We start from the raw sequence: 17,128 nt of genomic DNA, 5'->3' as shown, positions 1-17,128 counted from the left end.
ATGCCGCCAGCCAAACTGATGCGGCGCAATCCGATGTTGCGGGTAGGCAAATGATGAATGATCGGGCTGATGTTAGAGAAACAGTTGGCCAACCCTTCTGTGACACCGCCAAGTTGCGTATGCGCAATGTGAATGTTTTCTATGGTGAAACCCAGGCGATCCACTCGGTCGGTCTCGATATCGGAAAAAATGAAGTGGTTGCCATGATCGGTCCCTCCGGCTGTGGTAAGTCGACGTTTTTGCGTTGCCTCAACCGCATGAATGACACTATTGAAGGTTGTCGCGTCGAGGGCGAGTTAAGTCTGGATGGTGACCCCATCTACGGCCCCAAAGTGGACGTGGTACCCCTGCGCGCCCGCGTCGGTATGGTATTCCAGAAACCAAACCCTTTTCCCAAGTCCATTTACGAGAATGTGGCCTACGGCCCAAAAATCCACGGCATTGCCAGCCGCCGTGCCGATCTGGATGAGATCGTAGAAAACAGCCTGCGCCGCGCCGGTCTGTGGAATGAGGTTAAAGATCGTTTGGATAAGCCGGGTACGGGTCTGTCCGGTGGTCAGCAGCAGCGCCTGTGTATCGCCCGCGCTATTGCGGTGAGCCCGGAAGTAATCCTAATGGATGAGCCCTGCTCTGCCCTGGACCCGATTGCAACGGCGCGAATCGAAGAGCTGATCGATGAGCTGCGCCAGAACTACACTATCGCAATCGTTACTCACTCGATGCAGCAGGCTGCGCGGGTGAGTCAGCGTACGGCTTACTTCCATTTGGGGCATTTGGTGGAAGTTAATGATACTGAAACGGTGTTCACCAACCCCGAGCACGAACTCACTGAAGCCTATATCACCGGCCGCTTCGGCTAAGGTTCCTGCTCGGAGGGAAAACTATGGAAATGCATTTCGATCAACATATCTCACGCCAATTTAATGAAGACCTGGAAAGCTTAAAGACAGAGATGCTGGAAATGGGCGGTATGGTCGCCCGCCAGGTTGCCGATGCGGTTGATGCCCTGGCCAATGCGGACAGTGAGCTGGCCGAGGAAGTGCTGCGTATTGAAGAAGTCATCGATAAAAGTGAGATGGCCCTGGATGAGCACGCCACGCTAATTATTGCCAAGCGCCAACCGGCCGCATCCGACCTCCGCATGGTGCTATCTGTCATTCGAATTGCCCGAGACCTGGAGCGCATTGGGGATGAGGCGAGCAAGATTGCCAAGATGGCCATAGCACTGACGGATGAAGGTACGTCGCCGCGCGGGTATACCGAAATCCGTCATATTGCCAATGCCGTGCGGAAAATGCTCAATGACGCCCTGGATGCCTATACTCGTTTCGATGTGCAGTCGGCTCTGCAAACTCTTGCTGAGGACCAGCAGGTTGATATGGACTACCGTACGGCCGTACGTGAGCTGGTGACTTACATGATGGAAGACCCGCGTAGTATTTCCCGGGTCATTAATGTGTTGTGGACCCTGCGCTCACTGGAGCGGATCGGTGACCATGCGAAGAATATTTGTGAGCAGGTTGTTTACTTGGTGGAAGGTGCTGATATCCGGCATGGGCACCAGGAAAATCTGCGCAAGTCCTAAAGGGCTTTGCTAATTTAAAAAGGTCGCCTAGCGCGGCCTTTTTTTTGTTGGAATCTAATTCTTAGTCGTCAGGTAGTACAGGGAATGAAATTTATCTTCGAAGTTCATCTACAAGATGGGTTTAAAGCTGAGGATTATGCCGATGCCTGGGTGCGTGCTTCCGAGATCATACAGCGCTCCCCGGGAGCGATGGGCACAGAACTTCATCGAAAAATTGATGACCCCAATGTGTTGATAGCCATTGCTAGCTGGCGATGTAAAAAAGATCGGGATGCTATGCAAACTGAACACAGTAAAAAAATTGATGAAATCATTGCCAGCGTGGCCCCTTTTGTAAAAATTAATCTAGTAGGGGAATTTTATGACCCGCAATGGGTCGTAAAAAATATAGAGGATTGATGTTAATCAGTTGAACCTGAATGAAGCCTGAATGAGCTTGTTTATTTAAAAATAAAACTTTTCATTTTAATGTTTTTAATAGGCGTATTTTCGTTTTATGTATTACAAGTGATTACAGTTATTTTTTCAAAAAGTTATTCGTCGAAAAATAATATTCACTTTGCCGCAAATTTGGCCTTAATTGCTAACCGTGTAATTTGCTGTTGTTGCGAACTTAAAAACTTTTGTTACAATCCGCAGCCCAATTTGGATCGCTACGTTAACGAAGGATTTATTCAATGAGATTCAAGCTCGCAGCTCTTCCCTTAATGCTTCTTGCCGCAACCGCTGGTGCCGAGGAGTATAATTCCATTACTACTTTGGATTATTCAAACTTGGATTTCGATGGAACTGATGGCAATCAGTTTTCTGCTGAAACTACCTATTACTTCTCCGGTAAAGAAGCTCTGGGTCCTCTAAAAGAGTTTGAATATATCAATAAGGCTAGCAATATATCTGCTGCTTACACCCACTACGATGTATCTAGCGAAGATTTAGATAACGTTGCTATCGCAGGTGAATACTTCACTAGCTTTGGTTTGGTTTTGGGTGCGAGCTTAACTGAAGTTAATGATGAAGGTGTTAATACAGCTTCTATCGGGTACCTGTTTACTCCAAACTTCTTGGTAGAGCTGTCCCACACAGATTTTGATGGCACTGACGAGACTTTTGTTGAGCTTCGCTACAACCACCAGCTGAGTGGTTCTGATTACATCGGTTTTGATTTTATCGCTGGCGATGATGCCGGTGTTTTTTCAACCAAGTACTTTGCTAACTTGGGTGGCGATCAATATGTGACCGCAGAATTTGCTTATGCGGATTATGACGGTGGTGATGACTATTGGCAGCTGGGTGCAGACTACTTCTTCTCCCAGAATACTTCTTTTGGTGCGAAGATTGATGAGAATGAAGATGTAAAGGTTGGGTTCTCCCACTTCTTTAGCCGCAATGTTGCTGTTGAAGCTGCTTACAGCACTATGTTTGCTGATGGCCTGAATATCCGTAGCTTTGGTTTAAATACCTACGGTGTAGGCGGTAGTGCAGATATTGATGTAGACAAGTTTGAGCTGGGTTTGACTGTTCAGCTGTAACTTGACATAGAAAAAGGGCTATCGCTGATAGCCCTTTTTTATTTCCAAAGGATTTTTGAAAAAACAGGCGATTATAATTTATTATTTAAGGCTTAACTTTTACCGGTTATTGCCTTAATTCTATTTTGTGCCATGGTGCCAATTTCCCCTCCAGCCCCGGCAGCTTCCTTATAGTGCTTGTAAGCACTTTGCTTATTTCCCTGTCTCTCATAGGTCTGGCCAAGGTAGTAGTGAGCGAAAGCTGTATCTAGATAGCGTAGTGATCTGGTTAGGTCGCCCTCTGCAGAGCTATAATTTTTTAATTGGATATTAGTGATTCCCCGCTTTAGCCAATACGAAAATAGCGCCGGATTTTTTTGAATGGCACTATCGTATGCCTTTTGGGCATTTTTATATTGTTTCTTTTGACTGAGTAAATCGCCTTCTAGCGCAAAAAAGGCAGCTTCTTTGGGTTGCTGTTTTTGAGCTTTTCTCACTAGCTTTAGTGCAGAGTCAAACTTTTTACTATTAGTTGCGGCAACCGCATCGTCGTAATTCTTGTAAGCATCGGCATCGCGCTTTAATTGCGCTATGGCTTTTTGGTACGTGGCCCGGTTGGTGATTCCCCCTTTGGGTAGAGATTGACTGTGCTTGATATTAGCGCTGACACGAGACTGGGAAGGGGGATGGCTGGCAAAGAGCGCTTCCAGCCCACCAGTTTGCCGCCCCTCCGACAGTTCAACAAATTTTCTTTGCAGGCGTACGGCCCCCTGGGGATCATATCCTGCAGCGGCCATATATTTCATACCGTATTGATCTGACTCTAACTCATTGCCGCGACTGTAGCGGGCAATATAGGCGGAGCCCCCCAGTTGAGTCCCGGTGGCGATCAAGTCAGAGTACTCAGAGTCCTGGGTGGCAGCTCCCACGATTGCCAGGCCTGCGCCCAATAATTGTTGTTGGGACATCGCAGTTGCGGAGTGGCGCGCAGCGGCGTGAACTATCTCATGGCTCAGTACGGCGGCGAGCTCAGCTTCGTCATCGAGTAGTACCAGCAGGCCTCGATTGATGGCAATTTTGCCGCCGGGCAGGGCCCAGGCGTTGGGAACCGAATTGTTCAGAACCACAAACTCGTAAGGTAGCTGGGGGCGGTCTGAGGCCCGCGCCAGCTTTTGGCCAACCTGATTGATGTAGTTTTGCAGGGCCGGATCAATGGTGTATTGGCCGCCCTGTTGCTGTTGGTTGGTAGCATAGTGCTGTTGTCCCAGTTGAACCTCCTGCTGCGGAGATATCAGCGAAACCTGTTTCTCACCGGTGACTGGATTGACAACGCATCCTCCGAGAATCGTGGTTGTCCAAAACGCGACACATGCCGTAAGCGCTTGGGTACGCGAGATCATTGCCTCCCTCCCTGTATAATGTTGAGTCATTAGAATGGTTACTCATTGTACACAGTACGGGAACTGAGGTTTATGACGGCACTTCAAGTCATTGAGTTATTTGCGGGCAACAACCCCGAAGGTGAGCCCGTGGTGGAACGGCTACAGGTTCGTGTGAGCGAGGATGATAGCTGCCAATTGGTGCGATCCCCTGTCTTTATTAAGGGAATCGCCAGTGGGGATTACATTAAGGTCGATAAAGACACCCAGCAATTTGAGTTGGTAAAGCGCTCGGGGAATTTGGCGGTGCGTATTTTTTGTCGCGGCGATAGCACGGAACTGTCTGATAAGTTGACCCCACAGCTGGAGAAGCTCGGGGGCGATTTGGACCTGGAGGCTCCGCGCGTATTGGTCTACAGCATTCATGTCAGTTGTGGATTCGATAAGATTGAGGAGATCCTCAACAGTGCCTGCGATGGGGCTAACAGCGTTTGGTATTACGGCAATGTTTATGACCCTAAAGACGGGCAGACTCCACTCAATTGGTGGCAGGACGTCCTAAAGCCGGAGTAAACATCCGCGATATATTTGGGTCAGCCACAATAGCTTGGTAGTGTGTGGTTGAGGCGATAGCGAAGCGAGAAGGCACCCGATGTTAATAGTTATTTCACCGGCGAAAACCCTGGACTATGAAAGTGATATTCCCTCACTGAAAACCACCCAGCCGGACTTTTTGAAAGAATCAGCAGCCCTGATCAAAGAGCTGCGCGAACTGAGCCCGCAGCAGGTTTCCAGCTTGATGAAAATTTCAGATAAGTTGGGAGTCTTAAATTACGATCGCTTCCATACTTGGAAGCGTCCGTTTACCGATAACAACGCCCGCCCCGCCCTGCTAGCCTTTAAAGGTGATGTTTATACCGGACTGGAGGCGGAGACTATGGGTAAGCGGGACTTTGCCTATGCGCAAAAGCACTTGCGTATGCTCTCTGGCCTTTATGGTTTGCTGCGCCCATTGGACTTGATCCAGCCCTATCGCCTCGAGATGGGTACTAAATTTGAAAATGCCAAGGGTAAGAATCTCTATGAATTTTGGGGAGATAAGATTACCGAAGCATTGAATGCGCAGTTGCAGGGCGTGAAGAGTCGCGAGTTGATAAACCTCGCATCCAATGAATATTTCAAATCAGTCAAAGCCAAGCAGCTTGATGCTCAGGTGATCACCCCGCATTTTAAGGACCTGAAAAATGGTCAGTATAAGATGATTAGCTTCTTCGCTAAAAAAGCCAGAGGCATGATGAGTCGCTGGGCCATTGACCAGAGGGTAAAGAAGGCTGAAGAGCTGAAAGGGTTTGATGTGGCCGGTTATGTCTATAACCCGAATATGTCCACTGAGTGGGATTGGGTATTTACCCGGGATGAACCGCAGTGAGTAGTACTGAATTGCCGAATGCGCCCTCCTGCGGGCGCAATCGCGAGCCGATTCTCCAACAACTGACTCGCCTGTTGGCTTTAAGTCACAAAGTGCTTGAGGTTGGCAGTGGTACCGGTCAGCACGCAGTATATTTTGCTCCGCATTTACCGCATCTTGAATGGCAAACTTCAGAGCGATCGCAACAGTTGGAGGTAGTAAAGTCCTGGCTGGCGGAGGTCCCCAATAGCAACCTGCCACAGCCGCTAGTGCTCGATGTTGGCGAATTTTGGCCCGAGATTTCGGCTGATGCTATTTTCACTGCAAACACCTTACATATTATGTCGGCTGAACTGGTACAAAAGTTCTTTCTGCACAGTGCCGATGTTCTGGAGCCGGAAGGTTTGTTGATCGTTTACGGTCCAGTGAAAATTGCAGGAGAGTTTATTGGCCCTACTAATGCGGATTTTGATATCGAGTTGAAGGAGCATGATCCCGAGCGGGGGATTCGCGATCTCGAATGGCTCGATCAGCTGGCAGAGAGTGCGGGGTTCAGTCGCACAGAACTAAATTTCTTGCCGGCCAATAATCAATTAATTGTTTGGCGCAAAAATGATAATAAGGAGTAACTATGCCTGAGTGGTTTGAAATAGCGGTGATCGTAGCTTTTGCCATCGGAGCCGTATTCTTTTTTGCCAAGTACCGTGAGACAGCGGCGGCACTGCATGAGAGTGAGCGCATGAAAGCCCGTTTGTCGAATGACTTGAATCGCTATCGCGATGTGCCCAAGCTGCGCGCTCTGCGAGATGCCCTCATTGGTGCTAAGGCCCTGCCTACCGATGATGAGGGCAATGAGCACCTACTGCTGCGCGATGGGGATTTGCAGTTGCACCATTTGGTTTTGCGCCGGGAAGCAAACGCTCTGGGTAAAGAGGGCACGGCCAGCTATGTCAAAGACGGTAAAGAAGTAGAACTGCAGGAACTGGAGTAATCGAAAGCCGCTTTAATTAGCGGCTTCAGAACTCAACCTGGATGCTGGCTTTTGAGCCAGCTTTGCTGGCGGAAAGTGAAGCGTGAAGAGACTGCCCTGCCCGGGCGTGCTTTCTACACTCATTTCTCCATTGTGTCGCAGCAACACATGCTTAACGATCGCCAACCCGAGACCTGTGCCGCCACTGTCCCGTGAGCGGCCTGGATCAACTCGATAGAAGCGCTCAGTCAGACGGGGAATATGGATCGAATCGATACCGATACCGTTGTCCTCTACGGAAAAGTGCCCGCCTTTGTCATCCTGCCACCAGCGCAATTGAATCTCGCCCTCTTCGGGAGTGTATTTCACTGCATTTAAAACTAAGTTGGCAAAAGCACTGTGTAATTCGCCGGGGTCTCCATTGAGGTAGCAATCCTCTTCGCAATCAACTTCGATATGATGATGCCGATCGCCACTGAAGCTGCGCGCTTCCTGGGCCACCCTCTCAATCAGTTCTGGTACGGCTACAGCCATATCCCCGCTTTTGCGTTCTGAGGTCTCCAAGCGAGCCAATAGCAGCAGGTCATTGACCAGCGTACTCATGCGGCCAGTCTGCTCCTCCATTTGAGCCAGGGGTTTCCTCCAGGGAGGCGGTGCCATATCACTGCTTTGCAGTGTTTCCAGGTAGCCGGCAATTACCGTGAGGGGGGTGCGCAGCTCATGGGAAACATTGGCGACAAAATCTCGGCGCATCTGCTCGAGATTATGTAAACGGGTGATGTCGCGAACAATGACCAAAGCCTCATCTTTACCGTAGCGGGTGACTTCCAGCTGTAACATACGGGCTTCATTGCCAGGTGCGGGCAGAGTGAGGGGTTCTCCGCTGTTATCACCATGCATATAGCTGACAAAGCCAGGGTCGCGGACAAAGTTGACTAATGACTGGCCGGAATCACTGGCCTGCAACCCAAGGAGTTCACCCGCTGCAGGGTTCCACCAAGCCAGGTTATCGCCGTCTTCCAGGGCTACAATGCCTTCGCGCAGGGCGCTGGTACTGTCTTGTACCCGGCGCAACATCACGTGCAGTTTCTGCTTCTCGCGGCGGTGGCGCCGCTGCATACGGTAAAAGTCGTCGTAGATTTCGCCCCAAATACCAAAGGCGGTTGGGGCTGGGCCGCGTCTGCCGTTTGCCAGCCAGCGGTTGAAACGTTGCTGTTGCCACAGCACTGAGATCAGGTAGCTGGCCAATCCCGCAATCAGGGCGAGAGACCAGCTGCCGGAGGTGACACCGAGAATGGTGCACCCCAGGGCGATAATTACGAAACGCGAGAACTCGCCAATACTGCGATCCAACATAGAGTTGCCGTGTTGCCTGATAGATGGCGGCAGTGGCACAGCCTCTTCCGCCCGCATTCAATACCTCATGGAACCAGGCCCGCACCCGTTAAGCGCGGAGGTTTGATTCTGCAGGGATCGGTACCGATCCAGAGAGGATTGTCACACTTTTTCTGCGGTTTGCACAGAAAACCGATACCCGGTGCCGCGAACTGTCTGGATATAGCGGTCGTGGCCATCAATGGCCAGGGCTTTGCGCAGACGGCGGATATGGACATCCACGGTGCGCTCCTCTACATAGACATTCCCACCCCATACATGATCGAGGAGTTGGGTGCGTGTATAGGCGCGCTCCTGGTGGGAGAGGAAGAAGGTGAGAAGGCGAAATTCTGTTGGCCCCATATCCACCGGCTGCCCTTTGATAGTGACCCGGTGACTCAGTGGGTCCAATATCAGTGCGCCGGCACTGAGCGGTTCTTCCGGGGTTGCCGGACCCGCGCGGCGCAGTACGGCCTTTAAGCGTGCAACCAGCTCCCGGGGGGAGAAAGGCTTGGTGATGTAATCGTCGGCCCCGGTCTCTAACCCTTTGATTTTATTGTCTTCTTCACCTTTTGCCGTGAGCATGATGATCGGCAATGAGGTGGTGAGTTCATCGCGCTTGAGGCGCCTTGCCAGCTCTACCCCGGAAACATCCGGCAGCATCCAGTCGAGCAGCACTAAGTCTGGCTTCTCGTCGATAATCAGGGCGTGAGCTTCCTGGGCGTTTTCCGCCTCAAGGCAGCGGTAATCCGCCATTTCCAGTGCGACCCGCAGCATATCGCGCACTGCGGATTCGTCATCGACAATCAGGATCGTTTTACTGTGCATTTGCCTGCCATACCCGCTCTGTTGTCAGGGTTTCCCCAGTTATGGCCGAGGATTAAACGGGATTTATATGACAAATATATGACGCTCCACTTCTAGGGCCCACTCATCTTTCAATTCAGCAGAAAATGCAGCGATATGCCGGCGAAAATGGCAAACCCTACCCAATTATTGTTGATAAAAGCCTGAAAACAGCCCTCTCGCTCTCGGTCCCGAATCAGCCACTGCTGATAAACGAATAAGCTGCAAACCGGCAATAGCGCCAAGTAGTAAAAAATACCGAGTGAGAACCTTGATCCAATAAGCAGTAGGGCAATTAGAACTAAAAGTTGTAAGGTTCCGGTGATCACCTTGTCCATTTCCCCAAACAAAATGGCGGTGGATTTAACGCCGATCTGAAGATCGTCATCGCGGTCCACCATCGCATAGAAAGTGTCATAGCACAGGGTCCAAACCAGGTTGGCGGTATAGAGCAACCAGGCCTCTGCTGGTACTTCTCCTGTAACTGCTGCGAAAGACATGGGGATTCCCATACTAAAGGCGGCGCCCAGGACCATCTGGGGTAGGTGTGTGTGGCGCTTCGCAAAGGGATAGCCGAATGCCAGAGCCAGAGCTAAAAACGAGAGGAGAATCGTGAGTGTGTTGGTGGTGAGTACCAGTAGGAAGGCGGCAGCGCTGAGCCCGGCGAAAAGCGCCAATGCAGACTTTGGAGTCAGTGCGCCGGTGGCCAGGGGACGCTCTGCGGTGCGTTTTACATGGGCGTCAATTTTGCGATCGGCGAAGTCATTGACTGCGCAGCCAGCCGCTCGCATCAGGATCACACCGAGTGTAAATACGATAAACAAGTGGAAGCCCGGCCATCCCTCAGCGGCTAGCCATAGTGCGCACCAAGTGGGCCAGAGTAACAGCAGTGAACCTATGGGTTTGTCCATCCTCGCTAATTGCCAGTAGGGCAGCGCGGTGGGCCAGCGTTGTGCGATCTGTTGGCTGATCACAGTGAATCCTCAGTTGCGATAGTTTTGGCTGCTTCTTGCGCTATAGGGTCACCTGTCGGTGTGAAGTTGGGAAGAAAAGCCTCCGATACCAGTAAAGGCTTGTCCCGCAGCCAGAATACCGAGCGGCGACCCCAGACTTCAGAATCCTTTTCCCCAAGTTCATGATCGGCGCAGCCAGGGGATTTCTGCAGCAAATTTAGGGCGATCTCCCCCCTGCGAATGCCCGGCTCACTAAACAGCAACTCCCCCAGCGGGCGAGTATCCAGGCTGCGCAGATTGCGAGATTTTCCTTGCAGGCTGCGCTCGGGTAAAACGCTGCGGGCATACACCCAGGGCTGTCCGCAACCGTAGAGCAAAACTTCCCGAATCAGGGCCCGGTTACTATTGTGCAATCCCAGTACAAGGCATTCTTCAGGGCGAGGTGTCTGCCAACCCTGATACAGCACGCGAACATAAAAGTCCCCGTCACTTTGCTGCTTGAGAGCGGCGGTGAGTGATCCGGAATAGGTCAGCCAGGGCACCAGATTTTTGGGTGGTTGCTGCTGGGTTTCAAGAGGCAAACTCTGCCAATCGCCAGAGGGCACAAATGGTGATTGGTGCAACGATAACTCCGCAGTCTGGATAAAGGCCCCATTGTATCCCGGCCGGTGGCAACAGGTCTCTCCCTGTTGCATTTTTGCTCCCCAGCACGGCAATGGATATAGTGCTCACTGCAATGAAAACAACGATTCATAAAGAGAAGCTTGTTATGGGGCTTACTACCAAAATCTTAGTGGGAATGCTTGCGGGCATTGCCGTGGGGTGTTTATTTAATTATTTGAATATGAGCCAGCTGTTCGGTGCTGGTGTGAACAGTGCTATTAATCTCTATCTGACTGAAGGCCTGTTCGATGTTATCGGCCGTATCTTTATCGCGTCGCTGAAGTTGATGGTGGTGCCTTTGGTGCTAGTTTCTCTGATCAGCGGAGCCTGTGCCCTGTCGGAAGGCAGCCGAATTGGGCCGCTGGCGGGTAAAACCGTCCTTCTCTATATGGTGACAACGGCCATCGCCATTACTCTGGCATTGTGTCTGGCATTGATCATTCAGCCCGGAGTTGGTGTTAATGAGACTGCAGCTGAAGCTGCTTCAACATTTGTGCCGAAGGAGTCCCCACCGCTTTCCGAGGTGCTGGTCAATATATTCCCGACCAATCCTGTAGCCGCTATGGCTGAGGGAAATATGCTGCAGATTATCGTATTTGCCCTGTTGATGGGCTATGCGATTTCCCGCTGTGGCGAACCGGGTCAACGTATTGCCGCTTTCTTTAATGACCTCAATACCGTTGTTTTGCGCATGGTTGGTGTATTGATGGTATTTGCCCCTTATGGCGTTTTTGCGCTGTTGGCGAAAACCTTTGCCGACCTTGGGTTTGGAGGTTTGGTACAACTCGGAAAGTATTTCCTGGTCGTGCTCTGTGCCCTGCTTCTGCATGCATTGGGGACTTACTCGGTGATTCTGAAGCTGCTGAGTGGGCTCAACCCCTTAGAGCTACTGAAGAAAATGTGGTCGACCATGGTTTTCGCCTTCAGTACCGCTTCCTCTGCTGCCACTATCCCGGTGACTTTGTCGACGGTAGAGAAGCGCCTGGGTGTGGATAATAAAATTGCTGCATTCACAGTTCCCTTAGGCGCGACTATCAATATGGATGGCACCGCGATTATGCAGGGTGTGGCTACGGTCTTTATTGCCCAATTCTTTGGTATTGAGATCGGCCTGACTGGCTTTCTGACAGTGATCCTGACTGCGACCCTGGCGTCTATCGGTACTGCTGGGGTGCCCGGCGTCGGCCTGATTATGTTGGGTATGGTATTGCAGCAGGTGGGTCTGCCGCTCGAGGGGATTGCCATTGTGATCGGCGTAGACCGCCTGCTGGATATGGTACGCACGGCGGTCAATATTACCGGTGATGCGGTAGTAAGTAGTGTGGTGGCGAAGAGTGAAGGTGCCTTGGACGAAGAGACTTACTACGATGCCAATTACAAGAGTGTCAGCATTAACGATAACAGCACAGTAGGCGCCCACTAGGGCGCTTCCCTCAAGCCTCGGCAAATCGGGGCTTATTCTGTAACCAGCGTTTAATCAACTGCTGTCGCATCCCCTCTGTCAATTGAGGGGAAATAGCAATTTTTTGCACTTGCGGCAGCAGCTCAGCATCCCTCTGCAAGTCTGCGATACGGTGCTGGATCTCCCCTGTCTGGCGGGTGCCGAGGATTTCCCCGGGACCTCGCAGACGCAGGTCTTCCTCTGCAATAGCAAAACCATCGCTGTGTTGACGCAGCGCTTGCAGGCGGGCGCGGCCATTCTGCGATAGCGGTGTGCCGTACAGCAGCACGCAGTGGCTGGCGATGGAGCCTCGACCGACTCTGCCGCGCAACTGGTGCAATTGGGCCAGGCCCAGGCGTTCGGGGTTTTCGATAATCATCAGGCTGGCATTGGGCACGTCGACGCCCACTTCAATGACTGTGGTGGCCACCAGCAAATCCACTTCCCCGGTCTTGAAGGCGCTCATCACCTGCTCTTTTTGCTCTGGCTTCAGGCGGCCGTGTACCAAGGCTACGCGAACGCCTTCGAGCATTTCGGCGAGCTCTTCGGCGGTCGATTCTGCCGCCTGGGCCTGCAGGCTTTCCGACTCCTCGATAAGGGTACAAACCCAGTAGGCCTGGCGGCCCTCGGCGATGGCGCTTTGCACCCGTTCCATAACCTGGTCGCGTCGATCATTGGCAATGGCAACGGTGTTGATGGGTTGGCGCCCCGGCGGCAGCTCATCGATGATTGAGCAGTCCAGGTCGGCGAAGGCGGACATCGCCAGGGTGCGGGGAATCGGTGTAGCGGTCATAATCAGCTGGTGGGGTTGCAGCCTGCCGGTAGCTCCACTTGCCGCCCCTTTCTCTCGCAGCTCCAGGCGCTGCTGCACACCAAAGCGGTGTTGCTCATCGATAATCACTAACACCAGGTTGTGGAAAGCCACCTCTTCCTGGAAGAGTGCGTGGGTGCCCACCACTAACTGGGCCTCGCCACTGGCTATCTTGCCCAGCTGTTTACGCCGCTCGGCAGCCTTTAAGCTGCCCGTTAGCTGAGCAACTTCAATACCCAAAGGTTCCAGCCAATTACAAAAATTGATCCGGTGCTGCTCTGCCAGGATTTCTGTCGGTGCCATGACTGCTACTTGAGCACCGGTCCCAATGCCCTTTAGGGCAGCCATAGCGGCGACCAGGGTTTTTCCCGCGCCCACATCTCCCTGCAATAGGCGCATCATCGGGGTTTGCTGAGCCAGATCCTCAGCGATTTCCTCGCAAACTCTCTGCTGTGCGCCGGTGAGGGAAAATGGCAGGCGCGATAAAAAGTCTCGCTCCAGGGATCGGTTAACGGACAGAGGTGGTGCCGCTACCCTAGCGCTATTGCGCCTCAACTCCAGCAGACTCAGATGGTGTGCCAGTAACTCTTCCAGGGCCAGACGCTGCTGGGCGGGGTGAGTACCTGATGCCAGTTGATCTAGCTGGGTGCCAGCCGGAGGGGCGTGCAAATAAAGCAAGGCGTCTCTGAGGGGGTAGCGCAGAGATTTGGGTAACAGCTCTGCCGGCAAGAACTCGGTAACAGCGCCGTTTTTCAGTAGAACCAGTGCCTGTTCCACCAATCCTCGCATGCGGGCCTGGCTCACACCTTCTGTTAGCGGGTAAACCGGCGTAAGGGTATCTGCGGTCTCCGCGTTTTCGATACCGACGATTTCCGTTTCCGGGTGGTAGAGCTCCAGGCCGTTGGCTCCGCGACGGGCCTCCCCAAAGCAGCGTATTCGGGTTCCTCGGGCAAAGCGGCTTTTCTGTGCGGCAGAAAAATGAAAAAAGCGCAGGGTTAAGGTGCCGCTGCCATCCTGTAATCTGACCACCAGGCTGCGGCGGCGGCCGAATACGACATCGGCGGCACTGACCTCTCCTTCGATTACCACATCCATACCGGCGGTGAGGCCGGCAATAGGCACCACCCGGGTGCGGTCTTGATAGCGTAGGGGCAAGTGGAAAACCAAATCCTGTAGGGAGTTGATATGGAGTTTGGCCAACACCTGGGCAAATTTATCCCCCACGCCTTTGAGGGTGGTAACGGGCAGCTCGGCCAGGTTGTTATCTATCCCACGGTCAGGTGACACTGGCTGATGGCCTCTCGCAGTATGTCGATTGCGCGGTGTCGGGGGAAGCTTGCCCGCCAGGCCAGTGCTACGGTGCGGCGTGGGCCCGGTGCGGTAAAGGGGCGGGTCTCCAGCAGGCCACTGGCGTACTGTGATGCGGTGGCGGCTGAGAGTGGCAATACGGTAATTCCAAGCCCTGAGGCCACCATATGGCGGAGTGTTTCCAGTGAGCTGCCATCTGCGGCTGTGCGTATGCTGCCGCCGCCCGCTTCTTTTTCCATGGTTAGTTGCAGGTGCGGACAAGCTTCCAGTACCTGATCACGGAAGCAGTGGCCCTCACCCAGCAGAAGCACATTGTCTTCAGTGAGTTGATCCGGGGAGATAACCTCCTGCTTTGTAAGTGGATGGCCTGCGGGCATCAATACAACAAATGGCTCGTCGTACAGGGGTTGGGTGACAACGTCGGGCTCGGTAAAGGGGAGAGCAATAATGATGGCATCCAGCTCGCCCTTGCGTAGCCTCTGTCTCAGCGTGGCGGTATATCCCTCCTCAACATAGAGTGGCATTTCTGGTGCCAAATGCTGTAGTTGGGGAATAAAGTGTGGGAACAGGTAGGGCCCAATAGTAAAGATGGCGCCAACAGACAGGGGGCTAGCCAGCTGGTCCTTGCCGGCGCTGGCGATGTCTTTGATGGCTGCTGATTGTTCCAGAACCAGCTGGGCCTGGGCGACAATTCTCTCGCCCAATGGTGTTGCCTGCACTCGAGTTTTTGAGCGCTCAAACAGGGCGACACCGAGCTCTTTCTCCAGTTTCTTTACCGCGATAGAGAGTGTCGGTTGGCTGACGTAACAGCGCTCGGCGGCACGGCCAAAATGCTGTTCCTGGGCGAGAGTTACGATATAGCGCAGTTCATTGAGAGTCATGGTCGAGGCAATTAGATGGCCATTAGTAATAGTAATTATTCATAAATAATCGCCGCTGGCCAATACCCTGTCTCAATCTGTAAGCTGAGAGCGAATATTGGGAAAATTTACTAGTTTTGGGAATTCAGGTGGGATTGAGGCGCAAAATTTTGCTATATCTGTAAGGGGCACACCGAACGGAGATACGTCATGGGAGTTCTGTCCTGGGTCATTCTCGGGTTGATTGCCGGCGCTTTGGCAAAGTGGATTATGCCCGGGAGAGATCCTGGTGGTTGGATAGTCACTATGGTCATCGGCATTGTCGGTGCCTTTATTGGAGGCTGGCTAGGTGCCCTGATTGGGTTCGGTGGCCCAGTGACTGGTTTCGGAATAGGCGACATAATAACGGCTACGATTGGTGCGATAATTTTTCTTGCGATCTATCGCATGTTCAAAAGGCGTGGCAACTAGTCCGCCTTTGGGGAGAGCCTCGGCGGCGAACTATAAGCATTCCGAATTTGATATTTGCCCAAAGACCCTAGCACCTTAGGACTGAATAGCACTGAATCAAGGGAATAAGGTGGACAGCAAAGATTGTTCACCGGGAACTATATGACACAACAAGAAAAGCTTTGGATCCTTGGGTGTGGTGACCTCGGGGCGAGACTGGCACTGCATATAGACCGAAAGCAATACGCGGTTTATGGGATGCGGCGCAATCCCTTGGTAGCTCTGGCGAGTAAGCGCAGGGCAGATGTGGTGAATTGGCGCCGGGGGGATGCCACCAAGAAAGAGGATATTGAACGCTTGTTGTCTACGGGGGCGGATATCATTCTCGCGACATTTACCCCCACTGAGCACACGCCAACCGGCTATCACCGCGCCTATGTGGAAACGGCAAAGGCAGTCGCTGAAGTTGTTCCGCACCTTCCATCCCCACCGCGCTTGGTTATTTGGGTTTCATCTACTCGTGTTTATGGCCAGAGCGGCGACGACTTTATCGATGAGCAAACTTTACCTATGCCCAGTGGTTTTCAGGGAGATAGTTTGCTGGCAGCAGAAGAGATCATTCACAACGCAATTCCCAACAGTTGCATTGTGCGCTTTGCGGGAATTTATGGGCCTGGCCGAGATCGCTTGTTGTCGCAGGTTCGCGCTGGTCGCTGTGCTCCTCCCCAGCCACCGCAATATAGCAATCGCATCCATGTCGATGATTGTATTGGTTTTTTATTGCACCTTATTGAAAGGCACAAACAGGGATGGGTCCCGGAGCCTCTTTATATAGGCGCCGATAGCCAGCCTGTGCCGATGTACGAGCTGCAACAGTGGTTGGTAAAAGCGATGGGATATACCAGTGCCCATCTGCGCGAGATTGTGCAAACGAGCGAGCGCCGCTCGAAAAAGCTCAGCAATCAGTTGATGCTGTCCAGTGGTTACAAATTGAAGTATCCAGATTACAAGGTGGGCTACAGCGCTCTGTTGGAATCGGAGGGCTGAGCTGCCCTCCTCAATTATTGCCACAGCATCGGCGAGAACTTCTTGCCTCAGGTCACCATAATTGCTTCGGCTTCAAAAAGGGCTCCCCGCGGCAACTCCTTGACGACGACGGTTGCCCTGGCGGGATAAGGCTCTTCGAAAAACTCTGCCATTATCTCATTTACAGCGGCAAAGTTGCTGCTGTCGGTAATGTAGAGATTGAGTTTCACAATATGCTGAAGCGATCCGTCAGAGGCCTCACAGACTGCGCTGAGGTTGCGAAAGACCTGGTGGACTTCATCGCTAAAACCTCCGCCAATCATCTGTTGTGTCTCTGGGTCCAGAGCGATTTGTCCCGACAGGTAAACAGTATTATCCACTTTTACTGCCTGGGAATAGGTACCAGCTGCGGCGGGTGCCCGGTCGGTTTTAATAACGGCTCGATTGGGCATGGGGTACTCCATTACTTATCAATATTGTTGAAAAGGAAGACCTATACGGAACTTCCGAATAATCCCTTACTTATTTGCGGGGCTTTCAGAAGTC

Annotated in this window: 19 protein-coding genes; 11 read left to right on the top strand and 8 right to left on the bottom strand. The window is 52.3% G+C overall.

Annotated features, from left to right (window positions below; translation table 11 throughout):
- Positions 1–50 precede the first annotated feature (50 nt).
- From pstB to ACJJI4_RS20405, 4 genes are all read left to right on the top strand, one after another.
- The gene (gene pstB / locus ACJJI4_RS20420) at positions 51–860 is read left to right on the top strand and encodes a phosphate ABC transporter ATP-binding protein PstB (protein ID WP_282934617.1); all 810 of its coding nucleotides are present in this window, start codon (positions 51–53) and stop codon (positions 858–860) included.
- Positions 861–883: 23 nt separating this feature from the next.
- Entirely contained in the window at positions 884–1,585 is a 702-nt protein-coding gene (gene phoU / locus ACJJI4_RS20415) for a phosphate signaling complex protein PhoU (protein ID WP_282930610.1), read from the top strand.
- Positions 1,586–1,669: 84 nt separating this feature from the next.
- Complete coding sequence (locus ACJJI4_RS20410; protein WP_444895645.1) at positions 1,670–1,984, top strand: antibiotic biosynthesis monooxygenase family protein; 315 nt, start codon at positions 1,670–1,672, stop codon at positions 1,982–1,984.
- 278 nt (positions 1,985–2,262) lie between these two features.
- The gene (locus ACJJI4_RS20405; protein ID WP_444926287.1) at positions 2,263–3,114 is read left to right on the top strand and encodes a putative porin; all 852 of its coding nucleotides are present in this window, start codon (positions 2,263–2,265) and stop codon (positions 3,112–3,114) included.
- Between the two features lie 92 nt (positions 3,115–3,206).
- Here ACJJI4_RS20405 and ACJJI4_RS20400 read toward each other — a convergent pair whose 3' ends face one another.
- Entirely contained in the window at positions 3,207–4,493 is a 1,287-nt protein-coding gene (locus tag ACJJI4_RS20400; RefSeq protein ID WP_444926286.1) for a M48 family metalloprotease, read from the bottom strand.
- 72 nt (positions 4,494–4,565) lie between these two features.
- On the opposite strand from ACJJI4_RS20400, the gene ACJJI4_RS20395 reads away from it, so the two are divergent.
- The 4 genes from ACJJI4_RS20395 (at position 4,566) to ACJJI4_RS20380 (ending at position 6,871) form a co-directional block, all read left to right on the top strand.
- Positions 4,566–5,045 (top strand): DUF4265 domain-containing protein, encoded by a 480-nt coding sequence (locus tag ACJJI4_RS20395; protein WP_282930616.1) that lies wholly within the window; start codon positions 4,566–4,568, stop codon positions 5,043–5,045.
- Positions 5,046–5,124: 79 nt separating this feature from the next.
- Positions 5,125–5,901, top strand: a complete 777-nt coding sequence (gene yaaA / locus ACJJI4_RS20390; RefSeq protein WP_444926285.1) for a peroxide stress protein YaaA — start codon at positions 5,125–5,127, stop codon at positions 5,899–5,901.
- Positions 5,898–6,509, top strand: a complete 612-nt coding sequence (locus ACJJI4_RS20385; RefSeq protein WP_444926284.1) for a DUF938 domain-containing protein — start codon at positions 5,898–5,900, stop codon at positions 6,507–6,509. The genes yaaA and ACJJI4_RS20385 overlap by 4 nt, the downstream gene beginning before the upstream one ends.
- A gap of 2 nt (positions 6,510–6,511) precedes the next feature.
- Positions 6,512–6,871 carry a hypothetical protein gene (locus ACJJI4_RS20380; RefSeq protein ID WP_282930619.1) on the top strand — a complete coding sequence of 120 codons (360 nt, stop codon included), beginning with the start codon at positions 6,512–6,514 and terminating at the stop codon, positions 6,869–6,871.
- Between the two features lie 12 nt (positions 6,872–6,883).
- Here ACJJI4_RS20380 and phoR read toward each other — a convergent pair whose 3' ends face one another.
- The 4 genes from phoR to ACJJI4_RS20360 form a co-directional block, all read right to left on the bottom strand.
- Complete coding sequence (phoR, locus tag ACJJI4_RS20375) at positions 6,884–8,263, bottom strand: phosphate regulon sensor histidine kinase PhoR (RefSeq protein WP_444926283.1); 1,380 nt, start codon at positions 8,261–8,263, stop codon at positions 6,884–6,886.
- Positions 8,264–8,347: 84 nt separating this feature from the next.
- On the bottom strand, positions 8,348–9,052 hold the full coding sequence (gene phoB, locus ACJJI4_RS20370; RefSeq protein WP_108735044.1) for a phosphate regulon transcriptional regulator PhoB: 705 nt from the start codon (positions 9,050–9,052) through the stop codon (positions 8,348–8,350).
- 110 nt (positions 9,053–9,162) lie between these two features.
- A complete protein-coding gene (gene ubiA, locus ACJJI4_RS20365; RefSeq protein ID WP_444911815.1) occupies positions 9,163–10,044 on the bottom strand; it encodes a 4-hydroxybenzoate octaprenyltransferase in 882 nt (293 codons plus the stop codon).
- A complete protein-coding gene (locus ACJJI4_RS20360) occupies positions 10,041–10,718 on the bottom strand; it encodes a chorismate--pyruvate lyase family protein (RefSeq protein ID WP_444926282.1) in 678 nt (225 codons plus the stop codon). The genes ubiA and ACJJI4_RS20360 overlap by 4 nt, the downstream gene beginning before the upstream one ends.
- A gap of 74 nt (positions 10,719–10,792) precedes the next feature.
- Between ACJJI4_RS20360 and ACJJI4_RS20355 the strand changes: the two genes are divergently transcribed.
- On the top strand, positions 10,793–12,109 hold the full coding sequence (locus ACJJI4_RS20355) for a dicarboxylate/amino acid:cation symporter (protein ID WP_444928250.1): 1,317 nt from the start codon (positions 10,793–10,795) through the stop codon (positions 12,107–12,109).
- A 10-nt stretch (positions 12,110–12,119) separates the two neighbouring features.
- Here ACJJI4_RS20355 and recG read toward each other — a convergent pair whose 3' ends face one another.
- Both recG and ACJJI4_RS20345 read right to left on the bottom strand, forming a co-directional pair.
- Positions 12,120–14,225, bottom strand: coding sequence for an ATP-dependent DNA helicase RecG (gene recG, locus ACJJI4_RS20350; RefSeq protein WP_444926281.1), 2,106 nt, complete (start codon positions 14,223–14,225; stop codon positions 12,120–12,122).
- Positions 14,204–15,127, bottom strand: coding sequence for a hydrogen peroxide-inducible genes activator (locus tag ACJJI4_RS20345; RefSeq protein WP_282930624.1), 924 nt, complete (start codon positions 15,125–15,127; stop codon positions 14,204–14,206). Before ACJJI4_RS20345 ends, recG begins: the two co-directional genes overlap by 22 nt.
- A 189-nt stretch (positions 15,128–15,316) precedes the next feature.
- Here ACJJI4_RS20345 and ACJJI4_RS20340 point away from each other — a divergent pair, with 189 nt between their 5' ends.
- Both ACJJI4_RS20340 and ACJJI4_RS20335 read left to right on the top strand, forming a co-directional pair.
- Positions 15,317–15,577: a GlsB/YeaQ/YmgE family stress response membrane protein gene (locus ACJJI4_RS20340; protein ID WP_108735039.1), complete on the top strand. Its 261-nt coding sequence runs from the start codon at positions 15,317–15,319 to the stop codon at positions 15,575–15,577.
- 141 nt (positions 15,578–15,718) lie between these two features.
- A complete protein-coding gene (locus ACJJI4_RS20335; protein WP_444926280.1) occupies positions 15,719–16,603 on the top strand; it encodes a sugar nucleotide-binding protein in 885 nt (294 codons plus the stop codon).
- A gap of 47 nt (positions 16,604–16,650) precedes the next feature.
- On the opposite strand, the gene ACJJI4_RS20330 is transcribed toward ACJJI4_RS20335, so the two are convergent.
- Positions 16,651–17,034 (bottom strand): Rid family detoxifying hydrolase, encoded by a 384-nt coding sequence (locus tag ACJJI4_RS20330; RefSeq protein ID WP_413663831.1) that lies wholly within the window; start codon positions 17,032–17,034, stop codon positions 16,651–16,653.
- Positions 17,035–17,128 lie beyond the last annotated feature (94 nt).

The sequence above is a fragment of the Microbulbifer maximicatervae (SeqCode) genome (assembly GCF_052467305.1).
Note: the sequence above shows the minus strand (reverse complement) of the source record. Positions and strands in the feature narration are given on the sequence as shown.